Below are 17,901 nucleotides of genomic sequence, written 5' to 3'. Positions count from 1 at the left end.
CGTGCACGTGGGCGGTGGACGCACGTCCTTCTCCTCCGGGGCCGGGCCGTTGACCTACTCGACGTCGGTGGGAGGCGGGAGCCGCGGGCGCTCGACGGCCGGCCGCACCTCCACGGCTGCGTACCAGCGGCAGCTCGCCGCAGCCGCGGCGAGGGCGGCCAAGGAGGCGGCGAAGGAGGAGGAGGCCCGGCGTCTCGCGGCGATGTTCGCGGAGCTGCTGAACGTGCACCGGGCCGAGTTCGACCGGACGCGGCACCCGGTCGCGCCGCCGGCCCCGGAGCCCGACGCCGACGCCGTCCGTGCACGGCACCGTGAGGCGGCGACCGCCGGGCTCGGCCTGTTCCAGCGGGCCGCGAAGGAGGCGGCGCGTCAGCAGGCGGACGTGGCCGCCGAGGCCGAGATCGCGGCCCTGCGTCAGCAGGCGCAGCGGGAGCAGGCCGACCTGCAGGCCCGTCTCGACGAGTGGTGGTGGGCACTGTCGACCAACGATCCCGACACGGTGCTCGCCGCCCTCGCCGAGGCGTTCGAGGACAACGAGGCCGCCGCCGCTCCCCTCGGTGTCGACGGTGACGAGGTGGCCCTGGTCGTCCTCGCGCCGCCGGAGACCGTCGTCCCCGAGCGGATGCCGTCCACCACCCAGGCGGGCAACCTGAGCCTGCGCAAGCTGCCCAAGGGCGAGCGGGCGCAGCTCTACACCGAGGCTGTCATGGGACACGTCCTGGTGACGCTCAAGGAGGCGTTCGCGGTCGCGCCTGCCGTCAAGTCGGCCCGGGTGGTCGCACTGCGCTCCGCGGGCACCGACGCCTACGGTCGTCCGCGACTCGACTGCCTCCTCGCCGGCCACTGGACCCGCGCCGCCTTCACCGGCGTGCAGTGGTCCACGGCGGTCGCCTCGACCATCGCCCGGGACACCGCCGCGGAGCTGCTGGTCGACGTGAAGGCCAAGGAGTTGCGGCCGCTCGACTTCACCGGCCAGCCGGGTCTGCAGGCGCTGCTGGAGGTCGTCGACGTCGACGAGCTGACCGCCTGAGACACCTCTCCCGCGCTCGCTCGTGCTCTGCACACAGGTGTGGGCAGAGCACGAGCGAGCGGAGGACTACAGCCGGGACGTCGTCGCGTCGTCCTCCTCGCCGCCGAAGTACCGGTCCAGGACGGCGCGGAACACCGGCTGACCAGGGTCGGCGTGGGCGAACAGCGTCATCGACGAGCGCAGCTTCACCGCGTCGGTCGACCCGAGCACCGCGGCGGCGTCGGAGCCGGGCAGCTCGGTGAGCGACTGCGCGGACTCGACCAGCCGCGGGCCGAGCACCGGGTGGGCGAGGTAGGCGCGGGCCTCGTCGAGTCCGGAGATCGCGAACCGCTGCGCCGTGGCGCTCCGGCCGAGGCCGGCGACCTGCGGGAAGACGAACCACATCCAGTGGCTGGTCTTGCGCCCGGCGCGCAGCTCGGTGAGCGCCTGCGCGTAGGTGTCGGTCTGCGCCTCGACGAAGCGGGCCAGCCGGTACGGGTCGTCGTCGGTCATGCGCAGGGACTTCCCCCGGTCCGCCGGGCGACACCCGGGTGGCGCCGGTCACCGGCGCAGAATCGGCGTACGTGAGCTCGACCGTCTTCGACAGCACCGGCATCGAGACCGGCCCCGACGGCATCCGCCGCTACACCGGCCTGGTGCCGAACCTGCCCGCGCTGCTGTCCGCCACCGCCGCCCGCGTCCCCGGCCGCACCGCCGTCGTCGAGCTGGGCGGGCCGTCGGTCACCTACGCGGAGCTCTGGGAGCGCGCCCGCGTGGTGGCCGGCGGGCTGCGCGCCGCCGGCGTCGGGGTCGGCGACCGGGTGGCGCTGCGGATCGGCAACGGCCTGGACTGGGTGCTCGCGTTCTGGGGGACGCACCTGGCCGGCGGCGTCGTCGTGCCGCTGAACACCCGGCTGTCGGAGACCGAGACACGGTTCGTCCTCGACGACTGCGGCGCGGCGTACGTGGTGGAGCCGGGTGCCCCGCTGCCCGCCGGGGAGCCCGTCGAGCCGCACGACGCCGCGCCGTCCGACGTCGCCGCGCTGTTCTACACGTCCGGCACGACCGGCCGGCCCAAGGGCGCGATGACCACGCACGAGAACTTCGCGACCGCGGCGGAGAACACGCGCCGCGTGCTCGGGCTCTCGCGCGAGGGCGGGCAGACGTCGCTGATCTCGGTGCCGCTTTTCCACGTCACCGGGTGCAACTCGCAGCTGCTCGGGCAGACGGCGATCGGCAACACCGTCGTCGTCATGCCGAGGTTCAGCCCGGCCGCGATGCTCGAGGCGATCCCGGCGTACGGCGTCGGCCTGCTGACCAGCGTGCCGACCATCTTCGAGCTGCTGCTGCGGCACCCCTCGTTCGCCGACACCGACGTCAGCGGCGTGCGGGTGCTCAGCTACGGCGGGGCGCCGATCGCGCCGGAGCTGGTGCACCGGCTGATGGCGGCGTTCCCGAACGCGCGGGTGGGCAACGGCTTCGGGCTGACCGAGACCGCGGCGCTGGCCACCTACCTGCCGCACGAGTTCGCGCTCGAGCACGCCGACTCGGTGGGCTTCGCGGTGCCGGTGGACGACGTCCGGGTGGACCGGCCCGACCCGGACACCGGCGTGGGGGAGCTGCTGGTGCGCGGGCCGAACGTCGTCGCCGGGTACTGGGGCGACCCCGCGCGGACGGCGGAGACGTTCGTGGACGGCTGGCTGCACACCGGTGACATGGCGCGGGTGACCGACGGGATGGTGCGGATCGTCGACCGCGCGAAGGACATGATCAACCGCGGCGGCGAGAACGTGTACTCGGTCGAGGTGGAGAACGCGCTGGCCGAGCACCCGGACGTCGTCGAGGTGGCCGTGGTGGGCGTGCCCGACCCGGTGATGGGGGAGAAGGTCGGCGCGGTCGTCCAGCCGCGTGCGAGAGTCTCGGCCGAGGACCTGGTCGCCTCCCTGGCGCCGTTCGCGCGCGAACGGCTGGCGGACTTCAAGGTGCCGCAGTTCGTGAAGGTCCTCGACGCGCCGCTGCCGCGCAACGCCGGCGGGAAGGTGCTCAAGCACCCGCTGCGCGAGACGACCGACTGGACGCCCGTCCCGCGGTAGGCCGCCTGGTGATCATCGGATGCGTGCCGCTCGCTCCAGCGTGTCCGCGCGTGTCCCGTGCACTGCCCGATGATCAACAGCGGCGCCCCTCCTGTCGTCCTACCGCCGGTCAGGCGGCGCCGGCCTCCGCCTCGGGGTGGGCCTTGGCCGCCTCGGTCAGCGTCCGGGCGATGGCCCGCACCGCGGCGCCGGTGACGGGGGCGCGGCGCCGCTCCACCCGCGCCGGGGCGCCGCGCCGCTCGTCCGGAGCGGGGCGCGGGGCGAGGACGGCGGCGGGACCGGTCTCGCGGGGCGGGAGGGCGTCGCGGCACCAGCGCTCGCAGTCGGCCAGCAGGTTCCCGGTGGTGAGGGGCGCGGCCATGACCGTCTCGAGCCGGGTGCGGGGGTGCATGCGGTCCTCTCGTTCCTGGGCCGTCGTCGCGCCCGTTCCCTACTCGTATCGGCAGGCCGAGCGCCAGGCGGAACGGCGCGCCGGTGCTGCTGGTGATCATCGTCTGCGTGCCGCTCGCACCGGCGTGTCGGCGCGTGTCGCGTGCACGCAGCCGATGATCGACAGCCCGGCGGTCACGCCGGGAGCAGCGCCTCCAGGCCCTGGTCCGACTCGGCGGCGAGTGCCCGGCCGACGGCGACCGCGTGCGTCATCCGCAGCGACCCGGACAGCCACAGCAGGACGTCGTGCAGCCGCACCCGGCTGAGCGGCCGGTCGAGCAGCCGCGCCGTCGCCGTCTCCAGCGCGGCGAACGCGCCGGCGTTGGCGGTGAGCTCGCGGTGGACGATCGCCGCGGGCCCGCTGTCGCCCTCGCGGAGGTGGCCCCACAGCTGGCGGCGGGTGTGCCCGTCGGTCAGCGGCACCAGCGCGGGGGAGCGGTGGTGCAGCGCGGCGACGACGTGCCGCGCCCCCGGCCCCTCGGTCGCCGACCGCAGCGCCGCCCCGACCGTGCCCGGCTCCATCAGCACCGAGAACTCGTCGGCGGGCAGCTCCCACATCGGGCGCCCGGCCGCCCGCTCGAGCGCCGCGGCGTGGTCCGGCCAGACGTCGTCGAGCCGGCCGCGCACCTCGCGCCACCCCGCCGGGTCGAGCCGGCCGTGCAGGCCCTCGGCGAGCAGGACGTCGCGGTCGGTGGGGTGGTCGGCGGTCTCGGGCGGCTGGCCGTCGAAGCGGTCGAAGGGGTAGGCGAGCACCTGCACCCACCGGCCCTGCGGCACGCTGGGAGAACGGAAGAACAGCGGACGGCGGCCGCGCGCGTACCCGAGGACGGCGGCCAGCGCGGTGGCCAGCGGGATCGGGTCGGGCCCCGCGCTCGGGAGCACGAGGGCAGCGGCGTCCGGTCCGACCGACACGGGGCCCATTCAACTCCGGTCGGGACTCAGCGCGGCCGTAGCGGCAGGACCCGCGCCGGGGGAGTCGTGTCGTCGCCGGCGCCGTCGTCGGGCAGGTGCAGGCGCCGCGGGTCGGCGACGTCGAACACCCGGCGGAAGGTGTGGACGGCGAGCTCGGCGGCGTCGCGGGCGTCGTCCGGGTCGACCGCTCCCGCCGGCGTCCCCGCGCCCGGGTACCAGGTGACGCTGTGGTTCGGGGAGCCGCCGTGCGGGTCGATGGGCTCCCAGCCGACGGCGCGGATCCGCTCGTCGAGGGCGGCGGCGCGCGGCGCGAGGTCGTCGAACAGGCGCGGGTCGCAGCACTCGCCGAGCAACCGCGTTCCTTCGTTCATGAACTGCACGTAGGCGCCGTCGGGGACCTGCGCGGTGACGAACCCGCCGTCGCCGAGCCGCTCGAGCAGGCCGGCCAGGCGGCGGCGGAACGGCTCCCACAGGGCGGCGTCGCGGTCGTACCTCGGCACGCCGCTCATTCTCGGCGACGGCGGCGGTCTGCCCTGGCATGACGATCGACCTGGGACCCGCAGCGGCCGCCACGGCGGGGGTCGTGGCCGGGATCCGCGACGACCAGCTCACCGCCCCGACCCCGTGCGAGGGCACGACCGTGGCAGGGCTCCTCGGCCACCTCGCCGGGCTCGCCTACGCCTTCCGCATGGCCGCGGAGAAGACGCCGGTCGACGGCACCGCCTCCACCGACCCCGCGCACCTGCCCACCGACTGGCGCACCTTCATCCCCGCGCAGCTCGACGCCCTGGCCGCGGCCTGGCGCGACCCCGCGGCGCACGAGGGGATGACGGCGGCCGGCGGTGTCGAGATGCCGGGCGAGGTGACCGCCGTCGTCGCGCTCGACGAGGTCGTCGTCCACGGCTGGGACCTCGCCGCCGCCACCGGCCAGCGCTACGAGGTGGCCGACGCCGACGCCGACACCTGCCGCGCGTTCGCCGAGTCCTTCGGCGACGACCGCCCGCCGGACCTGTACGGCCCGGTCGTGCCGGTGCCCGCCGACGCTCCCGCGCTCGACCGGCTGCTCGGCGTCACCGGCCGCGACCCGGGCTGGAAGCCGCCGGCCTAGCCGAACCGCCAGAGCACCGGCTCGCCGCGGCAGTCGCTCACCACCGACGCGCGGCCGGACCCGTCGACGTCAGCCCCGTCGACCGCGCCGCCGTCGCACAGCTCCACCTCGGCGACCACCTCGCCCGCCGCCAGGTCGACGGTGCGCTGCAGCACCCGCGGCACCTCGCCGTCGGCCACGGTGTCGACGAGCGTGGCAGTGTCCCCGTCGACGGTCACCAGGGCCGGCAGGTCCCCGGGCACGGAGGCCAGCACCTCGGAGCCGCGGGCGATCGAGACGTCGCCGGACCCGCCGACGGTCGCGTACACGTGGCCGTCGACGACGGTCAGCGGGCCGGCGGCGCCCGGGCCGAGCGGCACCTCGCCGACGATCTGCAGCTCGGCGTCGACGATGACGACGGAGGCGCCGCGCCCGGTGTCCGTGGCGACGACGACCATGCCGTCCCCCGAGGTGTGCAGGTCGCGCGGCGTGCCGGGCAGCGCGACCTCGCCGCGGACGACGCCGTCCTCGGGGTCGACGGCGACCAGCCGGTGCGCGCCGTCGATGCCGCTGAGTGCGAGGAGCAGCACGCCGTCCATGACGACGGCGTCGAGCGCCGCGACGTCGGCGGCACCGAGCGTGCCGACCGGCTCCGGCGCGTCGACGCGCCGCAGGTCCGCCTCGACAAGGGCGACGCGCCCGGCGGCGAACCCGACGACCACCACGCCCTCGCCGTCCGCGGCGATGCGGGCGAGGCCGGGCCGCTCGGAGTCGAGGCCGCGGAGCGGGACGGCGGTGGGCGTGCCGCCGGCGGCGACGTCGGCGAGGGTGAGCGGGCCGCCGGGCGGCGCCAGCAGCGCGACCGACCGGCCGTCGGCGGTGGCGGCCACGTCGAGCACCTCGGCGCCCGCGCCCGCGACGTCGGCCAGCGACACCGTCGTCGGCCCCGGGATCGCCGTGCCCGCGATCGCCCCGCCACAGCCGGTCAGCAGGAGAGCGGCGAGCACGAGCCCGGGGCTGGGGCGCATGCCGGCGAGTGTGTTCTCGACGTGAGGACGCCGACAAGGAGTCGCAGCGCGGCCCGGCGCACGAGCGGGCCTGTGAGCTGGTCAGTCGTAGGGGTTGGTGAGGACGGCGGCGGCCTCGACGACGTCGAACGTCACCGGCGGGCCGTCGGTCGTGGTGGTGCCGGGGACGTCGGCCGGCGTGCTGCCGTCGACGGTGAACGTGGCGCCCCAGGTGACGGTGAGCGACGCGGTGTACGTGCCCGAGCGGTAGAGGTGCTCGGTGGCCTGCTCGGGATAGGCGCCGCCGGGGACGGTGGTGGTGAGCGTGGGCGCGGCGGGGTCGCCGGTGCGCCAGGTGTAGCGCTGGGCCTCGGCGACGATGACGACGGCGTAGCCGCGGACGTCGACGGTGAAGGTCTCGGTGGTCGGGGCGTCGGTCCAGAAGACGACCGGCAGCCCGGCCAGGCCTCGGCCAGGAGGCGCGTGTGAGGTGGTCAGCTGCGGCAGCGGAAGTCGCTGAAAGTACTGGAACACCTCCTCCGGCGACGGCGGCGGGTTCAGCGCGGTGATGTCGATGCACGCCGTGCGCAGGGTCTCCCACGAGCCCAGCAAGCTCCCCGGCGGAAGACCGGGAGGCACTGGCAATACAGCGGTCCCATCGGGACGGACGATGGGCCGCTGCTGGACAGAGAGGTAGCGGACGACCTGACCAGGTCCGGCTGGACAGGCCTCAAAGTCGATGGCGGTACACGAACCTGCTCGCTCGTCCGAGATCACACAGGGCGGGACAAGGCGCCACACATAATCGATGGCCGCAGCGCCTCCTCCGCTAACGAGGTCCGTGACGGCTCCGCCGAAGTACTCGACGGTGGCAGCCCCGTCCTGCAGGTCTGTGTTCGGACAGCGGTCCCACCCGCAATCTGCTGCGGCTGGTGGAACCCCAAGGCAGAGCAGCAGGAGTGCCAGCACCCCACACATCAGGCCCTGACGGCTCATCCCAGGTTGAACTCCGTGACGAGCCAACTGCCAAGTTCTGATGACCAGGCGAGATAGAGGCCAGAGCCGAGATTCGTGACTGCAGGCGGACCGACCTCGATCACGCTTCCGGCGGTATCCGTCTTAGAGACGGCGGCAACACTCGCTGCAAACGACAGAAGGGCTCTGTCTTCCTCAAGATGGGGCGTTGCTACAGCACCTACCGCGACGTCACCGCCGGCGTAGCGCTGGCCGGCAGCAGCGACTTCGTCGTAGTTGTTGGCGATCCGCCAACATTCATCGCAGTTCGGCCCGAGGTCGCGCAGGGGCTGCCCGGCCGGGATGGCGCGCTGCCGGTTGAGGAGGTCTATCCAGTAGCGGAGGAAGGCCTCGGCGCCGGCGGCGTCCTGCGTCCGCGCCTCGGGCGGCACCGGGAAGTCAGCCGGGCCCACCGGGGGCAGCGCCGCGGTGGTGGGCGCGGGCGCCGACGTCGTCGGCAGGCTCGTGCTCGGCGCCTCGTCGTCAGCAGCTGAGCAGGCGGGCAGCAGCAGCGTCGCGCCGAGGACCACCGCGATGAGGCTCGTCCGTCCGGTGCCGGGGTTCCGCACGATCGCGGACGATAACCAGAACAGCCCCGCTCCGGATCGCACCCTGGGGACAACCCACCCGAACGGCTACCCGAGCACGAACGCGGTGGTCGATGAGTTGTCCCGTCCGACGCACGCGCCGATGACGGTCAGCCGGTCGTCGGTGAGCGCCACCCGGCCGAAGGTGCCCTGCCCCTCGCACAGCCGGCCGGCCGCGAGTTGCTCGCCGCTGGACAGGTCGAGCGTGACCACGCCGGACTCCACCTCGAAGCCGGCCACCGCCAGGTAGGCGACCCGCCCGTCGGGGGAGAGGGCCAGGTCGGCCGGGGCGCGGTCGGTGCCGGGGATGGGGTGCGCGGCGGTCACCTCGCCGTCCTCGACGACCGTCACGCGGAACGGGTCGTCGCCGTGGACGGTGAGCGTGACGACCGCATCGCCGTCGTCGGTCAGCCGCAGCGCGGACGGGATGCTGGCGGGGCGGTCGGAGGCCAGTTCGGCGAGCTCGGCCCGCCCCAGGTCGTCGGCCCAGGTGCCCAGGACGGCGACGTCGGCCAGGTCGAGCGCGCGGGCGTCGCTCATGAGCGCGACCGGCCCGTCCGGTCCGGCGGCGAGGGTCTTGACCGTGAGGCCGGGTTCGAGGTCGGTGGTCGCCTGAACCTCGCCGGTCGCCGGGTCGACCGCGGCCAGCCGCCCCTCCGCCACTACGTACAGCCGGCGGCCGTCGGGGGAGAGGGCGGCGGTTTCGCCGTCGACGGCGAGCTCGACGGTGCCGCCGCCCACGGTGGTCAGCCGGCCGGGGCCGAGGACGAGGACGGCGCCGTCGGGTCCCACGAACAGCTGCTCGCCGGGGCCGTCCAGCCGCTGCACGCCGCCGACGCCGTCCTCACCGACCGGCGCCAGGTAGGTGATCGACGGGTCGGCGCTGTCGGCGAGCAGGACGAGCGGGCCGTCCGGACCGGCCGCCAGGTCGAGGACGTCCACCCCGGCGGGCGCGACGGCGTCGAGGTCGGCGGTGCCGAGGAGCTCGGTGAACGTCGTCGGCGCGGGGCTGGGGTCGCCCTCGACGCTGGTGCAGCCCGCAGCCATCAGCGCGACAAGAGCGAGGACGGCGGCGCGGCGGGCGGGCATGTAAAGCTCCGGAGGTGGGGAGCCGAGTGTGGGACCGGCCCGCGCAGGGCGGCAACACGGCGTCGTGGTCTGATGCCTGCGGATGGTCCCCCGGGCCCGCGGGCCCCGATCCGGAGGTGCACTCGTGGCTGACGCCGAGGTCCTGCTCGAGGTCGACGGCGGCGTGGCGGTGGTGACGCTCAACGCGCCCGACCGCCGCAACGCGCTGACGCCGCAGATGGCCGGCGAGCTGATCGACGTGTTCGACGAGGTCGACGCCGAGCCGGAGGTCGGGGCGCTCGTCGTCCGGGCGGTGGGGAAGTCGTTCTGCGCGGGCGGCGACGTCGCGACGCTGACGAACGCCGGCAAGGACCCGGCCGCGCCCGACGCCTACGAGGGCATGGGCCGCATCTACGACTCCTTCTACCGGCTGGGCCAGGTCAAGGTGCCGACCATCGCCGCCGTCCGCGGGTCCGCCGTCGGCGCCGGGATGAACATGCTGCTGGCCGCCGACCTGCGGATCGTCGCCAACGACGCCCGGCTGCTGGCCGGCTTCCTCAAGCGCGGCCTGCACCCCGGCGGCGGGCACTTCGTCATCCTGTCCCGGCTGATCGGCCGGGAGGCCGCCGCGGCGATGGCGCTGTTCGGCGAGGAGATCAACGGGACCAAGGCCGTGGAGCTGGGCCTGGCGTGGGAGTCGGTGGACGACGCCTCCGTCGAGGACCGCGCCCTCGAGCTGGCCCGCCGCGTCGCCGCCGACCCGGAGCTCGCCCGCGTGGCCGTGGGCAACTTCCGCAGGGAGGTCGTCAACGGCGCGGTGAGCTGGGAGGTCGCCACCCAGTTCGAGCGCCCCGCGCAGATGTGGTCGATGCGCCGGTCGTCCCAGGGCTGAGACCGCTCACACCGCCTCGGGGACGTGCAGGTGGGCGAGGACGAGGTCCATCTCGGCGACGTCCACGATCTTGGCCCCCAGCGCCTGCGCGAACTGCTCCCGCAGGGACCGGGCGTGCCGGCGCACCAGTCCCGCGGCGTCGCGGTCCTCGAAGCTGGTGACGCTGACCGTCCGGCCGAGGCGCCGGTCGACCAGCATGCTGACGCTGCAGAAGCCGGGCAGCTCCTGCAGCTTGGGCAGCAGGTTGTGCCGGTAGGCGTCGAGCAGGTCGTCGAGGTGGTTCGGCGCGATGCGGGCCCAGGTGACCTGCGCGCCGGCGCCGTCGCCGGCCGGACGGTCCCGGTGGAGGACCGCGATGTCCCACTCCCGGACGTCGGCGTGCCCGCCGCCGAGGGTGTGCAGCAGGCGGTGCTGGACGGTGCGGTCCTCGGCGGCGGTGGCGCGCATGGCCTGCTCGTCCCTCCAGGCGGTCGCGACGATGCAGCGGCCGCTGTCGCGGTCGGCGAGCATGGAGAGGCCGACGCAGCCGTCGGTGTTCTGGACCATCGGCAGGACGTCGTCGCGCACGTAGGCGATGGCGGCGTCGATACCGGCCGTGTTGCCGCGGATGCTCGTGGACCGTGCGTGCATGCGCCGCTCTCCTGACCTGGTGGGGACGCCCCTGCGGCGTCACGGCTCAGCCTGTCGACGCTCGGTGCGCGAGGCAATGGCCCAGCCGTCGGGCAGCCTCCCCGGGCCGGTCCACGTCAGTGGACGGCACGGTCCTGCCCGGCCCAGTAGGGCTCGCGCAGGGTCCGCTTGAGGACCTTGCCGACGGGGGAGAGGGGCAGCGCGTCGACGACGTCCATCGACCGCGGCGTCTTGTACCCGGCCAGCCGGTCAGCGCAGAAGGCCCGCAGCTCCTCGAGGGTGACGGCGGCGCCGGCCGCCGGGACGACGACGGCGTGCACGCGCTCGCCCCACGTCTCGTCGGGGACCCCGATGACCGCGCAGGTGGCCACCGCCGGGTGCTGGGCGAGCACGTTCTCCACCTCGACGGAGTACACGTTCTCCCCGCCGGAGATGATCATGTCCTTGATGCGGTCGGTGAGGTACACGTACCCCTCGTCGTCCATCCAGCCGGCGTCGCCGGTGTGCATCCAGCCGCCGCGCAGCGCCTCGGCCGTCTCCTCCGGCCGGTCCCAGTAGCCGAGCATCACGTGGCCGCCGCGGACCACGATCTCCCCGACCCCCCGGCGGGGGAGCTCGACGTCGTCCGGGCCGACGACGCGCACCTCGGCGTGCGGGGCGGCGCGCCCGACCGAGCGCCGGTGCGCCGGGTCCTCGTGGTCCTCGGCCGTGAGCAGGGTGGCCACCGGGGCGACCTCGGTCATGCCGTAGGCCTGCAGGAAGCGGGCGTTGGGCAGGGTCTTCACCGCCCGGCCGAGCAGGGCGTCGGACATGGGGGAGGCGCCGTATCCCACCCGGCGGACGGTGCTCAGGTCGAACTCGTCGACCCGTGGGTGGTCGACCACGAGCTGGATCATCGTGGGGACCAGCAGCAGGTCGGTGACGCCGTGCTCCTGGACGGCGGTCAGCACGGCGACCGGGTCGAACGCCGGGATCATCACCTGGGTGGCGCCGATGACCACGGCGCCGACCCAGTTGGAGAAGGCGGCGAGGTGGAACATGGGCGCGGAGTGCAGGCCCACCCCGCCCGGCGGGAAGTGGTTGGCGACCAGCGCGCCCATGGACGACGTCAGCAGGTTGTCGTGGCTGAGCATGACGCCCTTGGACCGGCCGGTGGTGCCGCCGGTGTAGAAGACGCCGGCGAGGGCGTCGCCCCCGCGGCGGGCGTCCTCGACCGGCTCGTGCGCTTTCACGAGCTCCTCGAACGCGAGCATGCCGTCGGGGGTCGGGCCGTCGCCCGCGTGGACGACGTGCTCCAGGCGCGGGTGGGCCGCCCGGATGGGCTCGGTGTACGCGGCGAAGACGTCGTCGACGACGAGGACCCGGGCGTCGACCTCGGCGAGGGAGTCGGCGATCTCGGGGACGCTCCACCGGATGTTGACCGGGACGACGACGCCGCCGGCCCACAGCGTCGCGCCGAGGAACTCGTGGTAGCGGTCGGAGTTCAGGGACAGGACGGCCGCGCGCTCGCCGTCCCGGATGCCGAGCTGCTGGAGAGCGGCGGCCAGGCGGGCGATCCGGTCGACGGACTCGGCGTGGGTCCGGGTGCGGCCGGCGCAGACGGTGGCGATCTCGTCCCCGCGCTGCTGGACGTGGCGGTGCAGACCCTGGGTGACGTACACGGTGCCGACCTCCCGATCCGGGTGGGACCCGGAGCGTCGCGACGACGGGTTCCGCGGCGACAGAGGCGGACGGCCCTGGGGCCGCGGGACGGGCCGGGCCGCCAGCCGCGGGAAGGCGCGGGCCCGCCGAGCTCGGGGCCGCCGTCGATGGGGACCGGCGCGGCGCCTCGACGGCGAGAGGTGCCCCGTGCCGCAGCGTGTTCCGTCGATGACGCTCGGCCACTAGGGTCGCCGCGCGTGAGCGCCGCCGTCCCGACGCCCCGCCTGCCCGACTACGCGCCGGCCGACGTCCCGCTGCCCGATCCGCGGCCGGCCGTCGCCGAGGCAGGCCGCCTCGCCGCGATCGCCAGCTACCGGCTGCCGGGGCACGCCGGGGTGTCCGACCTCGACGCCGTCGTCGCGTACATGGCGCGGACGGTGGAGGCGCCGATCGCGGTCATCAACCTGGTCGGGCCGGACGAGCAGTGCTTCCCGGCCGAGCGGGGCGCGGGCGCGCCGTACTCGTACGTCCCCGACGAGCTGTCGTTCTGCGCGTACGTGGTGGCGCTGCGGGCGCCGCTGCAGGTGGCCGACGCCGCCGAGCACCCGGTCTTCCGTGACAACCCCGCTGTGGCGGCCGGCGCGATCCGCTCCTACCTCGGGGTGCCGCTGATCGACGAGGACGGCTTCGTCCTCGGTTCGCTCGGCGTCTTCGACGACGAGCCGCGGGCCTTCTCGCTGGCCGAGCAGGAGCTGCTGGAGAACCAGGTGCGGCTGGTGCGCAGCGTGCTGTCGCTGCGGCGGCAGGTGACCGCGCACCGGTGGGACGGCGAGCTGCTGGCCGCGCAGGGCCGGACGCTGGAGGTGGTAGCGGCCGGCCTGCCGCTGGAGACGGTGCTCGAGACGCTGGCCTCGTCGATGGCGGGGCTGGCCGCGGACGCGGACGCCGACCAGGCCGTGCGGCTGCAGGAGACGGTGGACCGGCTGACCGCGGTGGCGACCAAGGCCGACGGCTGGAAGCAGGCGCTGCTGCGCTCGGCGCGGCAGGACCCGCTGACCGGGCTGGCCAACCGCAGTCACCTGCTCGACACCGGCCGCGCGGCGCTGGCCGTCGGGGGAGCGGTGCTGTTCGTGGACGTCGACCGGTTCAAGGAGGTCAACGACCGCGGCGGGCACGCAGTGGGGGACCAGCTGCTGGTCCGGCTCGCCGACCGGCTGCGCCGGCACGTGGAGCGGGAGTTGCCGGGGGCCGTGGTCGGGCGGCTGGGCGGGGACGAGTTCGTGGCGGTCCTGCCGGGGGTGGATGTTGTTGCTGCCGAGGCCATCGGGCACGGGCTGGCCGCCGTGCTGGTGGACGAGGTCGAGGTGGGACGGCGGACCGTGCGGGTGTCGGCCTCCATCGGGCTGGCGATGGCTGAGCCTGGGACGACGCTGGACGAGGTCCTCTCGCTGGCGGACCGGGCGATGTACGGCGCCAAGGAGCGCGGCCGCGGCGTCCTGCACATGGTCGGGACCGAGGATCTGCCGGCGTAGTCGGCCGGTCCCCAAAGGCAGGCGCCGGCATTCGCGGGCCTGCGCTCAGTGCGGGCAACCTGGCAGTGCGCCGGACTGGTCGCTTCGGGATGGAGATCCGAGTGTCGGACGTCTCATTTCCTGGTGTTCGGATGGCAGGCTGCACGGCATTCCTTGGCGTCAGTGGTCCAAGAGGAGTGCGAGTGTCCGTGTGCGTCGTTTTCCTCGTTGGCGTGGGTCCTGTCCGGCAGACGCTCGGCCGGCCGTCCGTCCTGAGCGGCGTCCGCTGCGGGGTGGACGCGTGAGCGGCCTCAACCATCAGCGTCCGGTCTTCAAGGTCATGGATGCCGGGGGAGGGAAGCGGGTCCGCACCATCGCAGAGGACGCCCGCTCCAACCCAGAGACGCGTGCAGCGACACCTCGATGCGGATTGTGCGGCTCAACGAAACTGGCCGCCGGGCGTACCCGCTGTCTGCAGTGCCGCACGGAGACGCGCACGGTCCGTGACGCTCGACGGCAGGGAACCGACAGCGGTGTGGTCTCAAGCCGTGGCGAAGTGGTCTCGCAGGCGAAGCGACGCAACCGGCTCTGTCCGCAGTGTTTCACCGAGCTACCGCTGTCCGGAGTGTGTGGGTACTGCTGAAGGTCGGGTGTGCGCAGATGATCAGACCTCCAGCCGTAAGCGGCTCAAGCCCTGTGTTTCGAGGTGCGTCTGAACTCCCTTCATGGCCCGCACACAACGAACCTCGTCCGTGACGACGCCAGGACCTGGTGGTTGAGCGTCGTCTGAACGACCGCGCAGGACTGCGCCTGGTGAGCGAACGCGTGCTCGCAGTCCAGCCATGCGCACATCGGTGCTTTTCCGTGCCAGCCGTTCTTCTCATCGCTGTGCGTGACCCGGAACCTCCGTAGGCACTGCCGAGGAGGTCGCCATGAGATGTTGACTGGGGCGGGTCGTATGGGAGCGCGACCTGGTGTAGTGGGTGGGGGCCCGGTGAGAGCCGCTCGGCCACAGAGGCCGAGACCCGTCTCCAGCAGCGCTTGCGTTCACGGGCCCGATCCGCCCGCACCGGTTCACGTGTCACTGCTGTTCGAACTGGACCTTCAGCTCAAGTACCTCGGCCGGGTGCCGAGTGAGTCTCAAGCGGTCTGCGGACCGCAAGGTGACCAATCTGCCGTCCCCCAACGGCAAGACACCCAAGATCGCCAACAGCTTCGGCCTACCCGCCGGCCGCGGTTACTCCTGTCCTGGCGCCACGGAGACCTGCCAGCGCGTCTGCTACGCCGGCAAGTTGGAAAACCTCTACAAGGGACTGCGCCAAGTGCTCACCGCGAACATGGCGGAGTTGGCAGGGCTCGATCGAGCAGGTATGGCGGAGCTCCTCAACGACATGATCGCGGACTTCCGAGCCGACTGTGAGCGCGCCGAGGCCCGAGGAGCGAAAGTCCCAAGGGACTTCCGCATCCACTGGGACGGTGACTTCTTTTCCTGGGACTACGCACAGGCATGGGCGGACGTGGTCCGCGCCAACCCCGATGTGCGCTTCTGGGTGTACACACGCAGTTTCGATCCGGACTCGTTGGATGTCCTGCCCGCGCTGGCCGACCTGGCCAACCTGTCCGTCTACCTGTCCGTGGACCCCGACAACCTCCAGGCCGCCACAGCAGCGAGAAGGCGTCACCCGTGGGTGCTCTGGGCTTACCTCGCTGAGACATTCGCCGACGGACGGGCCGATCTGGGCGATCTCCCGGGCAAGCGCTACCCGTGTCCAGAGAACGGAAGACGGATACCGCTCATCAGCGCGAAGGGGTCCGCCTGCATCCGGTGCGGGATCTGTCCCAGCGGTAGAGGGGACGTCGTCTTCTCCGTGGCCAAGAGGTAGGGCCTTCCCAGGACGAGTTACGGCCTCTCAGGACTGACAGCCCTCGGTCACCTCCCCGCAAGCCATGAGCCGATCACGCCGGCGGAGCTAGCGCCTGGGGAGCATTGATTCGTCGCGCCCTGTGTCGCGGCCGCCGGTCTGGATGGAGAGCCATAGCATCTCCGAGCCAAGCCTCGCCGTCGGACATCGGAGTATCAGTGGCGTTCCAGACACCCGTCACCGTGCAGGAGGTCCTCGCGGGGATCCACGAGAAGCGGTATCTGCTCCCTGCCATCCAGCGAGAGTTCGTCTGGGGCACCGATCAGATCCGTCAGTTGGTGGACAGCTTGATGCGGGGCTATCCCATCGGGTCGTTCCTGTTATGGAATGTCGAGCCCGGTACGGCGAGTCACTACGCCTTCTACGACTTCCTGACCGACTTCCACGAGCGGGACCACCCGTACGCCACGAAGGCCACAGTGCCGAGTGGCCGATCCGCCGTGGCGATCCTCGACGGGCAGCAGCGCCTGACGTCGCTCAACATCGCGGTGTACGGCAGTCATGCCGAGAAGAAGAAGTACGCCTGGTGGAACAGCCCCGACGCCTTCCCGAAGAAGCGGTTGTACCTAAATTTGTTGGAGGATCCCGACCACGAGGAACTGTCACTCCGCTACGACCTGCGCTTTCTCACCGATGCCGAGGCGCAGCCCGAGTCCGGTGAGCCGGCCAAGTGGTTCCGCATCGGTGATGTACTGAAGCTCGAGAACTCCGGGCCCGCGCTGATGAAGGCGCTCAAGGACCGGGGCGTCGACCTCAACGAAGTTGAGGCTCACCAGCGGCTGTACGACCTGTACGAGGCGATCCGGGTTACCAAGCCGATCAACTACTACCTCGAGGGCTCGCAGGACCCAGACAAGGTGCTCGACATCTTCGTCCGGGTGAACAGCGGCGGTACGACCCTGTCGTACTCGGACCTCCTGTTGTCGATGGCGACGAACCAGTGGGAGGAGTACGACGCACGGGAAGAGGTCCGGGCGCTCGTCCAGGAGCTCAACACCGGCGGCTCACGGGAGTTCTCCTTCTCCAAGGACGTGGTCCTCAAGACGGCGTTGATGGTGGCTGGCGTCGACCTCCGGTTCCGCGTCACCAACTTCACGCAGGACAACATGAAGAAGGTCGAGAAGGCCTGGAGCACCACCAGGGCCGCTCTCCTGCGTGCCGCCACCCTGTTGAGCCGATTTGGTCTCTCGACCCGGAGCCTGACTGCTCACAGCGTGGTCATCCCGATCGCCTACTTCCTCGCCTCCAAGGGGCTCGACGACTCGTACCTCGACTCGACGGCCAGCGCGGAGGACCGGACGCGCCTGCAGAAGTGGGTGAACCGGTCGCTCATGAAGCGAGGGATCTGGGGCTCTGGCTTGGACACGACTCTCAGCCGCATCCGTCAAGCGATCGACGCGCATGGCGCAGCTGGCTTCCCCGTCGAGGCTGTCCAGGCCGAGATGGCAGCGATCGGGAAGTCGCTGGAGTTCGAGGCGACCGAGGTCGACGAACTGCTGGAGCTGAAGTACGGCGGACAACGGACGTTCCCCGTGCTGGCGATGCTGTACCCGGGTCTGGACCTCAGCAAGGTCTTCCACGAGGACCACGTCTTCCCGCGGTCTCGGTTCACCAGGAAGCGGTTGGCCGAGGCGGGGGTCCCCGTACAGGACATCGAAGTCTTCATGGCGGCTGTGGACCGGCTGCCGAACCTCCAGCTGCTGCAGGGGCTGGCGAACGTCGAGAAGCAGGCCGTTCTGCCGGCCAAGTGGCTCGACGAGGCCTTCGTGTCGGAGGAGCAGCGAGCGACGTACGTCGAGCAGAACGACCTCGATGTCCTGCCGGAGGACATGACGGACTTCATGAAGTTCTACGAGGACAGGAAGGCTCGCCTCCGGGAGCGGCTGCAGCAGCGACTGGGTGTCAAGGCATCGACGACGTCAGGCTGAGGACCGGAGGTGGGGGGGGGGGGGGGGCCGGGGCCCCCCCCCCCCCCCCCCCCCCCCCCCCCCCCCCCCCCACCCCCGCCCCCCCCCCCCCCCCCCCCCCCCCCCCCCCCCCCCCCCCCCCCCCCCCCCCCCCCCCCCCCCCCCCCCCCCCCCCCCCCCCCCCCCCCCCCC

The 17,901-nt window shown here is 72.9% G+C and carries 17 protein-coding genes; 7 read left to right on the top strand and 10 right to left on the bottom strand.

Annotated elements, in window-relative coordinates; all coding sequences use genetic code 11:
* Nucleotides 1-67: 67 nt before the first annotated feature.
* Nucleotides 68-1,030 carry a hypothetical protein gene (locus tag ACI8AA_RS22245; RefSeq protein WP_457046545.1) on the top strand — a complete coding sequence of 321 codons (963 nt, stop codon included), beginning with the start codon at nucleotides 68-70 and terminating at the stop codon, nucleotides 1,028-1,030.
* A gap of 66 nt (nucleotides 1,031-1,096) precedes the next feature.
* Here the strand turns inward: ACI8AA_RS22245 and ACI8AA_RS22240 are convergent, their stop codons facing one another.
* Nucleotides 1,097-1,522: a DUF1810 domain-containing protein gene (locus tag ACI8AA_RS22240; protein WP_457046544.1), complete on the bottom strand. Its 426-nt coding sequence runs from the start codon at nucleotides 1,520-1,522 to the stop codon at nucleotides 1,097-1,099.
* A gap of 71 nt (nucleotides 1,523-1,593) precedes the next feature.
* Between ACI8AA_RS22240 and ACI8AA_RS22235 the strand changes: the two genes are divergently transcribed.
* Nucleotides 1,594-3,102 (top strand): class I adenylate-forming enzyme family protein, encoded by a 1,509-nt coding sequence (locus ACI8AA_RS22235; protein WP_457046543.1) that lies wholly within the window; start codon nucleotides 1,594-1,596, stop codon nucleotides 3,100-3,102.
* 109 nt (nucleotides 3,103-3,211) lie between these two features.
* Here ACI8AA_RS22235 and ACI8AA_RS22230 read toward each other — a convergent pair whose 3' ends face one another.
* The 3 genes from ACI8AA_RS22230 to ACI8AA_RS22220 all read right to left on the bottom strand — a co-directional run bounded on the left by ACI8AA_RS22230 (nucleotide 3,212) and on the right by ACI8AA_RS22220 (nucleotide 4,943).
* Entirely contained in the window at nucleotides 3,212-3,493 is a 282-nt protein-coding gene (locus ACI8AA_RS22230; protein WP_457046542.1) for a hypothetical protein, read from the bottom strand.
* Between the two features lie 173 nt (nucleotides 3,494-3,666).
* Complete coding sequence (locus ACI8AA_RS22225) at nucleotides 3,667-4,443, bottom strand: DUF6308 family protein (RefSeq protein WP_457046541.1); 777 nt, start codon at nucleotides 4,441-4,443, stop codon at nucleotides 3,667-3,669.
* Nucleotides 4,444-4,469: 26 nt separating this feature from the next.
* A complete protein-coding gene (locus tag ACI8AA_RS22220) occupies nucleotides 4,470-4,943 on the bottom strand; it encodes a TY-Chap domain-containing protein (protein WP_457046540.1) in 474 nt (157 codons plus the stop codon).
* Between the two features lie 38 nt (nucleotides 4,944-4,981).
* Between ACI8AA_RS22220 and ACI8AA_RS22215 the strand changes: the two genes are divergently transcribed.
* Complete coding sequence (locus tag ACI8AA_RS22215; protein ID WP_457046539.1) at nucleotides 4,982-5,551, top strand: TIGR03086 family metal-binding protein; 570 nt, start codon at nucleotides 4,982-4,984, stop codon at nucleotides 5,549-5,551.
* Here the strand turns inward: ACI8AA_RS22215 and ACI8AA_RS22210 are convergent.
* The 4 genes from ACI8AA_RS22210 to ACI8AA_RS22195 form a co-directional block, all read right to left on the bottom strand.
* Nucleotides 5,548-6,558 carry a YncE family protein gene (locus tag ACI8AA_RS22210; RefSeq protein WP_457046538.1) on the bottom strand — a complete coding sequence of 337 codons (1,011 nt, stop codon included), beginning with the start codon at nucleotides 6,556-6,558 and terminating at the stop codon, nucleotides 5,548-5,550. The genes ACI8AA_RS22215 and ACI8AA_RS22210 overlap by 4 nt on opposite strands.
* A gap of 81 nt (nucleotides 6,559-6,639) precedes the next feature.
* Nucleotides 6,640-7,149, bottom strand: coding sequence for a hypothetical protein (locus ACI8AA_RS22205; RefSeq protein ID WP_457046537.1), 510 nt, complete (start codon nucleotides 7,147-7,149; stop codon nucleotides 6,640-6,642).
* Between the two features lie 380 nt (nucleotides 7,150-7,529).
* Nucleotides 7,530-8,120, bottom strand: a complete 591-nt coding sequence (locus ACI8AA_RS22200) for a hypothetical protein (RefSeq protein ID WP_457046536.1) — start codon at nucleotides 8,118-8,120, stop codon at nucleotides 7,530-7,532.
* Nucleotides 8,121-8,186: 66 nt separating this feature from the next.
* Nucleotides 8,187-9,227 carry a hypothetical protein gene (locus tag ACI8AA_RS22195; RefSeq protein WP_457046535.1) on the bottom strand — a complete coding sequence of 347 codons (1,041 nt, stop codon included), beginning with the start codon at nucleotides 9,225-9,227 and terminating at the stop codon, nucleotides 8,187-8,189.
* Nucleotides 9,228-9,351: 124 nt separating this feature from the next.
* Here ACI8AA_RS22195 and ACI8AA_RS22190 point away from each other — a divergent pair, with 124 nt between their 5' ends.
* A complete protein-coding gene (locus ACI8AA_RS22190; protein ID WP_457046534.1) occupies nucleotides 9,352-10,098 on the top strand; it encodes an enoyl-CoA hydratase-related protein in 747 nt (248 codons plus the stop codon).
* 6 nt (nucleotides 10,099-10,104) lie between these two features.
* Here the strand turns inward: ACI8AA_RS22190 and ACI8AA_RS22185 are convergent, their stop codons facing one another.
* Complete coding sequence (locus ACI8AA_RS22185; RefSeq protein WP_457046533.1) at nucleotides 10,105-10,728, bottom strand: hypothetical protein; 624 nt, start codon at nucleotides 10,726-10,728, stop codon at nucleotides 10,105-10,107.
* Nucleotides 10,729-10,844: 116 nt separating this feature from the next.
* On the bottom strand, nucleotides 10,845-12,389 hold the full coding sequence (locus ACI8AA_RS22180; protein WP_457046532.1) for a long-chain-fatty-acid--CoA ligase: 1,545 nt from the start codon (nucleotides 12,387-12,389) through the stop codon (nucleotides 10,845-10,847).
* Nucleotides 12,390-12,626: 237 nt separating this feature from the next.
* Between ACI8AA_RS22180 and ACI8AA_RS22175 the strand changes: the two genes are divergently transcribed.
* The 3 genes from ACI8AA_RS22175 (at nucleotide 12,627) to ACI8AA_RS22165 (ending at nucleotide 17,730) form a co-directional block, all read left to right on the top strand.
* A complete protein-coding gene (locus ACI8AA_RS22175; RefSeq protein WP_457046531.1) occupies nucleotides 12,627-13,901 on the top strand; it encodes a diguanylate cyclase domain-containing protein in 1,275 nt (424 codons plus the stop codon).
* Between the two features lie 1,112 nt (nucleotides 13,902-15,013).
* Nucleotides 15,014-15,763 carry a GP88 family protein gene (locus tag ACI8AA_RS22170; protein ID WP_457046530.1) on the top strand — a complete coding sequence of 250 codons (750 nt, stop codon included), beginning with the start codon at nucleotides 15,014-15,016 and terminating at the stop codon, nucleotides 15,761-15,763.
* Nucleotides 15,764-15,960: 197 nt separating this feature from the next.
* The gene (locus ACI8AA_RS22165) at nucleotides 15,961-17,730 is read left to right on the top strand and encodes a DUF262 domain-containing protein (RefSeq protein WP_457046529.1); all 1,770 of its coding nucleotides are present in this window, start codon (nucleotides 15,961-15,963) and stop codon (nucleotides 17,728-17,730) included.
* Nucleotides 17,731-17,901: the final 171 nt, after the last annotated feature.

The sequence above is a fragment of the Geodermatophilus sp. SYSU D01180 genome (assembly GCF_054050415.1).
Note: the sequence above shows the minus strand (reverse complement) of the source record. Positions and strands in the feature narration are given on the sequence as shown.

What these genes read in the sequence shown, in the direction of transcription:
- ACI8AA_RS22210 (WP_457046538.1), bottom strand. Translation starts at nt 6,558, where the DNA reads ATGCGCCCCAGCCCCGGGCTCGTGCTCGCCGCTCTCCTGCTGACCGGC.
- ACI8AA_RS22185 (WP_457046533.1), bottom strand. Translation starts at nt 10,728, where the DNA reads ATGCACGCACGGTCCACGAGCATCCGCGGCAACACGGCCGGTATCGAC.
- ACI8AA_RS22195 (WP_457046535.1), bottom strand. Translation starts at nt 9,227, where the DNA reads ATGCCCGCCCGCCGCGCCGCCGTCCTCGCTCTTGTCGCGCTGATGGCT.
- ACI8AA_RS22215 (WP_457046539.1), top strand. Translation starts at nt 4,982, where the DNA reads ATGACGATCGACCTGGGACCCGCAGCGGCCGCCACGGCGGGGGTCGTG.
- ACI8AA_RS22230 (WP_457046542.1), bottom strand. Translation starts at nt 3,493, where the DNA reads ATGCACCCCCGCACCCGGCTCGAGACGGTCATGGCCGCGCCCCTCACC.
- ACI8AA_RS22240 (WP_457046544.1), bottom strand. Translation starts at nt 1,522, where the DNA reads ATGACCGACGACGACCCGTACCGGCTGGCCCGCTTCGTCGAGGCGCAG.